Raw genomic sequence first — 8925 nt, forward strand, 5'->3', positions numbered from 1 at the left:
CGTAAGGACGCGGTCATCTCCATCTTTGCTTTGTTGTTCGAGAAAGACAGTGATCAAGGGAGTCGGATCTTTCATCGGATCGTGTGCTCCAAAGGGGTGCCCATCGGCGTCTGTGACAGTGCCGGTGATGCACGTCGAGGATGGCATCGGCGTCGGTGAAGGGACTACCGGCTGAGAGCCGGACGACGGCGGACCGCTGCTCGCGACATTGGAGGATGCCGGCGCAGCCGACGATGTTGAGCTTCCACAGCCGATGATCGACGGCAAGGTAAGCGTGAGAACTGACAATACGAAGAGTTTCGCTACATTCTGGATTTGCATGAAGGGCCCCACATCCCGGAGGTCTGGCTGGCTAATTTCTAAGAGGGGGATTTTTTGGCCGGGGCTGGATGTGGTGCCAAGAAATTGAGCAGCTACTCTGTTCCTCCGTGCTCGGGAATGTCCGCATGGATCCCGCTGGGCAACCGAAGAGAAACATGGGGACAGAAACATAGGGACAGTAGGGACGTTCCCATTCTGGTATCGAGAATCAGAAAACGTCCCGTCTGTCGCGGTTTTTCTAATCGTAAACGTTCCGTCTGTTCCCAGGTTTTCTCAGCGCAAGCGAAGACCGTTTCATTGTAGATTGCTCCTTGTTTTGATTCGCTTTCAGAAATTCCGTCGGGATTACACGCAGCGCTACTCCCAAACTTTGAGCAAATTTCGGGATCAAAGGGCGAAAAGCGTGATTCAAGAGATTGATCCAACATTTGGAGCGCACCCGAGTGACGGGCGATTCGGAATTTGGCCACATCTTTGTCCAGTTTCCGAATAGCCGACGAGACGGGAGTTATCGCCCTGTGGCTCGAAATGCCAAAGCGCAGGCAGTTCCTAATATGGTCTTCCGGAGCGGGAGCTCAAATGGGAGAAGTGCACCAGTAGCTTTTCCTTGATGCTGCATCCAAGGCGGCGCGAGCCGCCTTTTCTTTGGTACGCCAAATCGGAAGAACTTAGCACCAGCAGAAAACCCGGTTCCTACGCAGTCGATCTAAGCTGGGCAAACCCCCACTCCTGGTTTTAGGAGAACCTATGAACCAGCCGTCGCTCGTCTTGCTTGTAGTCTTTACTTTATCCTCATTCTCTTTCATTGGGTGCGGAGCTGGGGGTAGTTCCGCTTCCGCGCCAAGTACCAGCGCATCGAACCCGAATCCTCCTACAGGCAGCTCGCAGCCTGGAGGAGGCAGCGGTTCCGGCTCTGGATCGGGATCAAATCCAGGCTCCGGCGCAGGATCATCGGTTACGGCACTGGCCTTTGTCGGCTCTGGCAACCAGATCTATGGAATCGCGGTGGATAGCTCGAACCACGTAAGCACTACGTCCGGCTCGCCGTACACCGTCTCGGGTCAGGCGGTGTGGCTCGCAACCAGCGGACATTTGCTGTTTGCCGCTGGTGACAACCCCTCCGATCCTTCCTCGGCCAACATCACCAGCTTCCGCTCGGACGCAAACGGCTCGCTGACCAAGCTGGGCAATGTGACCGCCAAGGGAATCTACGCGGTTGCAACCGAAGCTTCCGGGAATTTTCTCTATGCCTCGGCGTATGTCGATGCGAGCAATATCGGCTCTCCAGCGCCTGCGATGTACGGCTATGCCGTCGATCAGAGTTCAGGAACGCTTACTCCGCTTCCCGGTTCACCCTGGCAAATTAATCATGGAGCAAGTGCGGGCGAACTCAAGGTGACTTCCGCTTACGTCTGCGTGAACATGGCTTTGTTTAAGGCGAATGTGGCGATCCAGTGTTATCCGCGCCACAGCGATGGAACTATCGACAGCGTGAACTACATCACGCCGATCAGCACAAACCAGGACCAGCAGCTCAGAAATCCCATCGGGGGGTTTGTACTCCAATGGCATCGCTGCTTACCGCGGTGGAAAGCAATGGGCTGCGGTTACGAACAGGGATTCCGGAAGCGTCACCATCATTGAGCTTGGCACAAATGCATCGATGGCAGGTGGACCGGCAACTCCTGCCGGAAATCAACCGAATCAGCCGGCATTTTTCGAGTCGATGTCGACCCAGTTCACCTACCTTTTCTCAAGCACAAAAGATGGAACGCTCGTCTTCTCGTTCGATCCCAGCACCGGAGCGTTGAAGCCGTTGAACTCAGGCAATCCGGCACCCGGAACGGGCGTGGTCGCCATTATGCATATCTAATTTGGCGAAGCGAAAAAGGCAATGTTGAGAATGCTTAAGGACCCGTGTGAAAGAACGTAACACGAGTTCTTCTCTCACATCGTTCAAAGGCGCGAAGAGTTGCGACATTGGCGCCTCTCTTAATTGTTCCCGAATGACGGGCAATCCAGAAACAATGCCTACCAATTGGATCCCAATAAACGCGCAACGTTGACGAATCAACCAAAGCGGACACGCACGCGAATCCATAAAACGGCTTCTGGCGGAATCCAGGACAAGGACGCTCATATTCGTCAGCACCGTTGAAAGCAGAGGTGGACGTTCCGCCTGTTGAATTTCAGCGAAAGTTTGATCGCGCCGACACCTGAAATCGGACAGGTGGCCCCGCCTTTCCCGTTTCGGTTCTTGTGTGCCACTTCTACCAGTCGGGTGCCCCGTTCTCGCTCGGCTCTGCGTACATGTAAGCGCGGAAGCTGCTCCAGGGCCATAGTTCGGGTGAGGACACTAGGCCTCGTTTTACTGAGTTCCTGTGCATGTAGCGCAGCTTCTCGAAGCGTTTCTCGTTCGAATAAACATTGAAGTCGTAAAATCGCGCTTGCCAGAAATGACGGTTCTGAACGGGAAGACCTTCCTTCCACAGCATGGGTTGATTGCTTCGTCGCCTTCTGGCCGGTTTGAGTAGACGTCGGGCGACGGTCTGCTTGAGAATCTGGAGGAGGCTGGATGGTTTCCCTTTTCGGGTTCTCCGATCAGGATATGAAAGTGTTCCCGCATGACCACGTGGCCCACTACTTCGAACTTGTATTTGCGCCGGACTTGCTCGAAGATGCGGAGAAACACGTCTCGTGCATGCCTAGTACCGAGTAACTGCCGTCGTCGGTAACAACTGCATGTGATGAAGTGGAGATCGCGAAACCCATAGATTCGCTTGAGCCGGCTCGGCATGGCGGAGCATTATATCGTTCGTCCTTGTGCCGGGAACCTGGAGTCCGTGAGTATTTAGTCGTGTCTAACAAAGACCAAAGTCAAAGGCGGAGTTGCACACATCCTCTAACCCCGCCCTGGCGAACACCGCGCGAGAACGGGGCACCCTTTACATGGGCGTCTGATGAAAATACCAAAACGGGAAGGCTGGGCCACCCGGCGGGGTTCTGAATCTCGACTCGAGCCCCGCAAAACAAAGAAAAATCTAGAACCGCACTGAAATACATCGTTGCGTTCCGATTCACTGAATCTCCCTTACCAGGCTGGACAGACTGACCACATTTCCTCGTCCGACAAGGAAGCCGAAGGGGAGCTGCTGACGCGCACTCCTTCTTGCTTCGGCAGCGAAGCAAGCAGTCACACAGTGCTGGATGAAAGATCGGCGCGGCATGCGATATTCGGATAGTTGAAGTCCCTTTCGGCTAGCAAATATTTTCACGTGAAAAAACTTTCGTTCAGCATTTGTCCCAAAAAGCGCGGAACAGTGCTCCTCACTGGCCATCCAATGGAGCTCTCGGTCTGGAAGTACCTGACTTTTCGACATCTCCAGTAGCGCTTGGCGTTTCGGCTTCTCCGGAGTTTCGTTGGGACGAAGTGGAACGTCACCTGCTAACCAGAACATCGTGCTGGTGTAGTGGGTGCCGATCTTTCTGTGCCGAGCTGAGGGCGGAATCCATTGAGTGCGACAGGATTTTTTCTAACGTGGAACTATCGCCGGCCACGAGAAGGAGGTGGTTTCTCCAGCGCACCGAAGGAGGCCCGCGATGACACGATTTCTCGCCAGGATTGTTGTTTCAGGAATTCTGTTTGCAACAGCGCTGCTTGTGGTTTGGCTTGGATTCGTCCGGCCTGCGCATGCCCAGATTTTGCTGGGCCAGCAGCTGCATTTGCCGAGTTGGTTTCCGCCGGTATGGCAACAGTCGCGCCAGGCGCCGATGCAATCTTCGACTCAGCCGGGACAAACGCCCGCGACAATACCGCAGTTCATGGAATCGGACGATCCCTCCGGCCGCCTGGCCAGCTATCAACCAGCAGGCGCTACAGCAACGGCCGGAAACGCATTTTTCAGCTCACTCGGCACCAATGGTCGCACGTGCTTCAGTTGCCATCAGCCGCAGAGCGGCTGGGCGATGAACCCAGGCACCGCAACGGACATTTTCTACGCATCACAGGGCAATGACCCTCTCTTTGCTCCGGTCGACGGCGCGAATTGCCCGGACGTTGGAGCCGCCGCGCAGACTATCGACGACAAGGCTGCCGCCTCAAGCCAGTTGCTGACAAAAGGAAACATTCGCGTATTCATTCCTGTACCCGCGAATGCTGAATATCAGGTGAGCGTGTTGAGCGATCCTTACGGTTGTGAGAACAGTGCCGACTATGGTCTGCCAAGCGGCATGCTCTCGATGTATCGGCGAGTACTAAACGCCACCAACCTCACGAGAAACGCGCAATTCGGCTCCAATCCAACTTCGATTTCGGCCCAGGGAACCATCATGTGGGATGGGCGAGAGCCAAGTCTTCAGAGTCAATTCATCGATGCAACTCTCGGCCATGCGCAGGCCGGAGCGCCCCCAACCGACGATCAAGTGAAACAGGGGGTGAATTTCGAAATTGGACTCTTCACTACTCAAAACTTCGACAATCAGGCGGGACGCCTGTCAGCAGCGGGCGCAACCGGTGGCCCGGTCAATCTCTCTCGAATCGGCGTCGCGAATGTTCCCGGTAATACATTTCTGCCTAATCCGCTGGCCTTCCACACTTACGATGCGTGGACCCTCCCCACCAACAGCGCAGCACAGGCTTCGATCAATCGCGGTCAGGCTATCTTCAACACCAGAACGTTCACCATCACCGGCGTTGCCGGCTTCAACGACGCCGGTCCTGGGAATCCGGCGCCGAACTCTACTTGCTCGACCTGCCATAACACTCTGAACGTCGGCAGTGACGTCGTTCCTGGGGGCAGGCACCTCGGAATCGGTGACTACAGCGGCGTCGACCAAAGCGGCAATCAGACGACGGCGACAGCGCTGCCGCCGACAGATGATCAGCCGTTATTTTCGTTCTTGTGTCCTGTGAGTTCCATTCCGTTTTATAGCAACCCCACAACGGTAGACGGAGTCGACTACGATGAGTTTGAAACCACTGATCCCGGGATGGGATTGATTACTGGTAAGTGTGCAGACCTGGGAAAGTTCAAGGTTCCACGGCTGAACGGACTGGCAGCGCGCGCGCCCTACTTCCATAATGGGAATGCAGACACATTGCGTCAGGTAGTGGATTTTTACGACGCGCGCTTCAACATCGGCCTGAGCGAACAAGACAAGCAAGACTTGATCAATTTTCTTAATTCGCTCTAAGAGGACCAACAGCTTGCGTTAATAACAACTCGATGTGATGAAATGAAGATCGCCGTTGCCATAGTACCGGCGCAGAGGATTGCGTCGAGGAATCAGCACGGCGCAGCATTATAGCCGCTAGTGCGGGTTCTATATAAGGCGCTGTCAAGAGCAAACACATCTCCCGAACAGATCGGAGAGGAGTTGCTTGGCATCGAGGCGGGGGTGGCCCGTCCTCTTTCCCGTTGTGGATTTTGTCTCGGACTTCCAAACTGTGGGTGCCCCATTCTCGCGCGATGTTTGCGCGAGGGTGGGGTGAGTATAACGTCGGGAACTCCGGTTTTTGCCTTTTGTCTGCGACACATGGTTCATCGAACTCCTGTTCGAATGGAAACACCGCGGACTATAATTCCGCGCCATGCCCAGCCGTCTGAGGCGGATCTACGGTCTCCGCGACTTTCATTTCATCACCTGCAGTTGTTATCGTCGGCAACCCCTGCTGGGCACCAGGCATGCGCGCGGTATTTCTCCGCATCTTCGAGCAGGTCCGGCGCAAATACCAGTTTGAAGTTGTGGGCTATGTTGTCATGCCCGAACCCTTTCACATTCTGATTGCCGAACCCGAAAAGGGAAACCTTCGACTGTCCTGCAGGTTCTCAAGCAAAGCGTCGCCCATAGACTGCTGAAACCCTCCAGAAAGAGACGCAGCAATCAGCCGATGCTTTGGAGAGACGATGGCACCGGCCAGCATCGCCATTTCTGGCAGCCTCGCTTCTACGATTTCAATGTCTACTCGAACCAGAAAAGAGCGGAGAAGCTCCGCTACATGCACGACAATCCGCTGAATCGCGGCCTGGTGCCCTCTCCGGAACTCTGGCGCTGGAGCAGCTTCCGCGCTTACTTTTGTGAAGAAGCCAGCATCGTAAGGATCGATGAGTTGGATGCTATTCGCAAGAGAAAACCAAACCTGAAGTAGCCGACCCTCTCGTTACCCCGCCCTCGCGCAAACACCGCGCGAGAACGGGGCACCCACAGTATGGAAGTGCGACACTAGACCCGAAATGGAAAAAGGCGGGCCACCCAGCCAGGTCAGAAATGCATGACGCCGATCTCTTGTAGACCTCTGTAGCCGCCCAAAGGATTGCCACCGGCACTGAGTTGGCCGGTGTTCGGATCGCGGCGGATCAGCGTGATCCTGCTATCGTTGGCGTTCGCAATCAGAATCATGAGCGAATTCTCCACCGCAACATTGAAATAGTTGCTGCCGGGCGGGAGATCGAATGTCTGAATTTGCGTCAGTGTTCCGCTGTTGGCATCGAGCGCAAACACCCAGATACTTGCCGGTCGCTCGTTCACTCCATTGGTATTCACTGCGTAGACGAATCGGCCATCCGGGCTGAAATCAAACGGACGCGTGAAATCCGGCGCTGGAAGATTGCCAGCCGACACGAACGGCGATCCGGCAACCGCCGTCAGCTCGCCGGTTGAGTCATTGATGCGGTACACCAGAAAGTGCTTGAAATCGTCCTTCACCGCAACCAGGTACTTTCCCGTTGGGTCGATTTTCAGCTGGAAGGCACGATCGCTGCTTACCTGACGGCTCAGTGAGAGCGTTCCCGAATTTGGATCGCGATGGAGCAGAACAATTGCCAGCGATGACGGTCCCCTCGGGTCTGAACTCAGTTGCGTTTCGGTTATCGCATACCCTGTCTGCCCATTAGGACTCATAGCTGCCGCAGCAATTCCATCAGCGAGATGCAGCGGCGGGCCCGCGCTGCTCAGCGTGCCATCGGAGTTGATGATGAAGCTCGCAATGTTGCCGCCACTCAGGATGGCATATAAGTTATGCCCCGAGGGATCTCTGACGAGAGCGGCCCCGAAGCTGGTGAACGTCGTCTCTCCCACTTCGGTTAGGCCGCCGCTGCTGGCGTCGGCTCGCATCGCCAAAATGGTCGTAGTAATCGGATCATTTTGTACGGCAATGTAAACAAAGTTCCTGTTGACGACGAGAGAGCCGCGTCCAGTCGTGGGCTTCCCGAACGGCGAACCCGCCAATTCGGCAATGCTCGGCGCGGATGCATCCAGCCGGAATCCCACAACCGGAGCCGACGGAGATATTGAGCTTGCGACGTACACATAAGTAGCAGCACTGCTCGGGCTGCCTCCAGACGGCGAGGATCCACCTCCTGACCCTGTGCCAGGTGAGGACGAACCGGGCGGAGGAGTTGCTGGAGCTGTGTTGCTGGCGGTATTCGTCATCGATGAACCGCCGCCACAGCTCAATGAGAGCAGCGCCAGCACAATCGACGGCAGACATCGTCTTGCGAAGTTGGCAACGGACATCTGAGTTCCTCCTGACAAGGAATTCTTTGCGAATGGCAGCGCATTCACTCGCCCGGGGAACTAGGTTTCTTCGATTTGTCCTGTACAGATGCAGGATTCCGGCAAGCGCGTTTCCTCCGGGGACTCCACGGCGCAGCCTAAGGTAAGCCAATTCCGTTCCCACAGCTGCTGAATCGTCTGGTTCACACTACCGGTGACATTGCTCTAAGATGAAGGATTGCGTTCATCTCAAACTTCGCACCAGATAGGTTCCCGCATTCATGAAGACTGGCATTATCGGTCTGCCGGACGGGTGCCCGACCCTTGATTTTTCGTTGCTTCGGTCGTCCTAAGAGCGGATGGCCGGGTACTCTTTAGGGAATCTAATTCGTCTGTGGTTATTGCGTTGCTTCTCACTCAGGACAAAGTCAAGAACGGAGTTCCGCACATTCTCGAATCCCACCCTCCCACGCCAACGACCGCAACCCCGGCGTTCGGTCGGGGACCCCGGTCGCGAACGGCGCGCGAGGATGGGCACCCTTTACATGGGAGTCTGAAGCAAAAACCAAAACGGGAAGGCCGGGTCACCTGTCCGTGAATTTGTGGCAGGGAGTCACAATGAGAATCGCTTCACATTTGGTCTATTTTCTTGCCGGAGCATCAGCCCTCTACATTGTGTTTGCACCCAGCCTAAGCGGGTTGCCGAATTTCCAACCGACGTGGTTCACAGCGGCACTCTGGTGCGGAGCAATTCTTCTGCTTGCGGCGTCACTAATAGTACGGGACTTCGGGAGCCGCTTGGCTGCTGTGGGCAGCGGCATAATTGTCGCCCTTTACTGCTGTTCTTTAGTTCTGCCAATCCTGGCGCGGCTCGGATATTACCATGTTGAAACTCGGCTAGTGGCTATGCCCGAGCCTCCGAGATGGCGATTCGACCTGGATAAGCCAATGCTGATCCTCCTTCTAATCTCTGTTCTGGTCTCTCTGGGACTAGCACTGCGGTCGCTGGTAAAACAGCGTCCTCACGCTAGAGCTGTCTGAACGCGACTGGTGAGCTGCCTGTTTGAATGCGCGAGAGATCATTAGACAAATTAGTACGTCATAAAAATT

Annotated in this window: 9 protein-coding genes and 1 pseudogene; 5 read left to right on the top strand and 5 right to left on the bottom strand. The window is 55.3% G+C overall.

The annotated features are described in order from the left end of the window. Both DMG62_22830 and DMG62_22835 read right to left on the bottom strand, forming a co-directional pair. The coding region (locus DMG62_22830) for a hypothetical protein (GenBank protein ID PYY20612.1) at positions 1–321 on the bottom strand (321 nt) is incomplete at its 3' end. 238 nt (positions 322–559) lie between these two features. Next, entirely contained in the window at positions 560–793 is a 234-nt protein-coding gene (locus DMG62_22835; GenBank protein ID PYY20613.1) for a hypothetical protein, read from the bottom strand. Between the two features lie 275 nt (positions 794–1068). Between DMG62_22835 and DMG62_22840 the strand changes: the two genes are divergently transcribed. Next, complete coding sequence (locus tag DMG62_22840; protein ID PYY20614.1) at positions 1069–1965, top strand: hypothetical protein; 897 nt, start codon at positions 1069–1071, stop codon at positions 1963–1965. 19 nt (positions 1966–1984) lie between these two features. After that, positions 1985–2194: a hypothetical protein gene (locus DMG62_22845; GenBank protein PYY20615.1), complete on the top strand. Its 210-nt coding sequence runs from the start codon at positions 1985–1987 to the stop codon at positions 2192–2194. 397 nt (positions 2195–2591) lie between these two features. Here the strand turns inward: DMG62_22845 and DMG62_22850 are convergent. Both DMG62_22850 and DMG62_22855 read right to left on the bottom strand, forming a co-directional pair. Further along, positions 2592–2789 (bottom strand): annotated as a pseudogene (locus tag DMG62_22850) (hypothetical protein). Then, a complete protein-coding gene (locus tag DMG62_22855) occupies positions 2690–3118 on the bottom strand; it encodes a hypothetical protein (protein PYY20616.1) in 429 nt (142 codons plus the stop codon). The pseudogene DMG62_22850 and the gene DMG62_22855 overlap by 100 nt, the downstream one beginning before the upstream one ends. Before the next feature lie 803 nt (positions 3119–3921). Here DMG62_22855 and DMG62_22860 point away from each other — a divergent pair. Together DMG62_22860 and DMG62_22865 are read left to right on the top strand one after the other, a co-directional pair. Further along, complete coding sequence (locus tag DMG62_22860) at positions 3922–5514, top strand: hypothetical protein (GenBank protein PYY20617.1); 1593 nt, start codon at positions 3922–3924, stop codon at positions 5512–5514. Positions 5515–6211: 697 nt separating this feature from the next. After that, the gene (locus DMG62_22865; protein PYY20618.1) at positions 6212–6469 is read left to right on the top strand and encodes a hypothetical protein; all 258 of its coding nucleotides are present in this window, start codon (positions 6212–6214) and stop codon (positions 6467–6469) included. Between the two features lie 113 nt (positions 6470–6582). Here DMG62_22865 and DMG62_22870 read toward each other — a convergent pair whose 3' ends face one another. Then, on the bottom strand, positions 6583–7836 hold the full coding sequence (locus DMG62_22870; GenBank protein ID PYY20619.1) for a hypothetical protein: 1254 nt from the start codon (positions 7834–7836) through the stop codon (positions 6583–6585). A gap of 615 nt (positions 7837–8451) precedes the next feature. On the opposite strand from DMG62_22870, the gene DMG62_22875 reads away from it, so the two are divergent. Further along, positions 8452–8856 (top strand): hypothetical protein, encoded by a 405-nt coding sequence (locus DMG62_22875; protein ID PYY20620.1) that lies wholly within the window; start codon positions 8452–8454, stop codon positions 8854–8856. Positions 8857–8925: the final 69 nt, after the last annotated feature.

It is taken from the genome of Acidobacteriota bacterium (assembly GCA_003225175.1).
Taxonomy (GTDB): Bacteria; Acidobacteriota; Terriglobia; order Terriglobales; family Acidobacteriaceae; genus Gp1-AA112.

Excerpts from the sequence above, each read along its gene's own strand:
- DMG62_22835 (PYY20613.1), bottom strand. The coding sequence starts at position 793 with ATGTGGCCAAATTCCGAATCGCCCGTCACTCGGGTGCGCTCCAAATGT.
- DMG62_22840 (PYY20614.1), top strand. The coding sequence starts at position 1,069 with ATGAACCAGCCGTCGCTCGTCTTGCTTGTAGTCTTTACTTTATCCTCA.
- DMG62_22845 (PYY20615.1), top strand. The coding sequence starts at position 1,985 with ATGGCAGGTGGACCGGCAACTCCTGCCGGAAATCAACCGAATCAGCCG.
- DMG62_22855 (PYY20616.1), bottom strand. The coding sequence starts at position 3,118 with ATGCCGAGCCGGCTCAAGCGAATCTATGGGTTTCGCGATCTCCACTTC.
- DMG62_22860 (PYY20617.1), top strand. The coding sequence starts at position 3,922 with ATGACACGATTTCTCGCCAGGATTGTTGTTTCAGGAATTCTGTTTGCA.
- DMG62_22865 (PYY20618.1), top strand. The coding sequence starts at position 6,212 with ATGCTTTGGAGAGACGATGGCACCGGCCAGCATCGCCATTTCTGGCAG.
- DMG62_22870 (PYY20619.1), bottom strand. The coding sequence starts at position 7,836 with ATGTCCGTTGCCAACTTCGCAAGACGATGTCTGCCGTCGATTGTGCTG.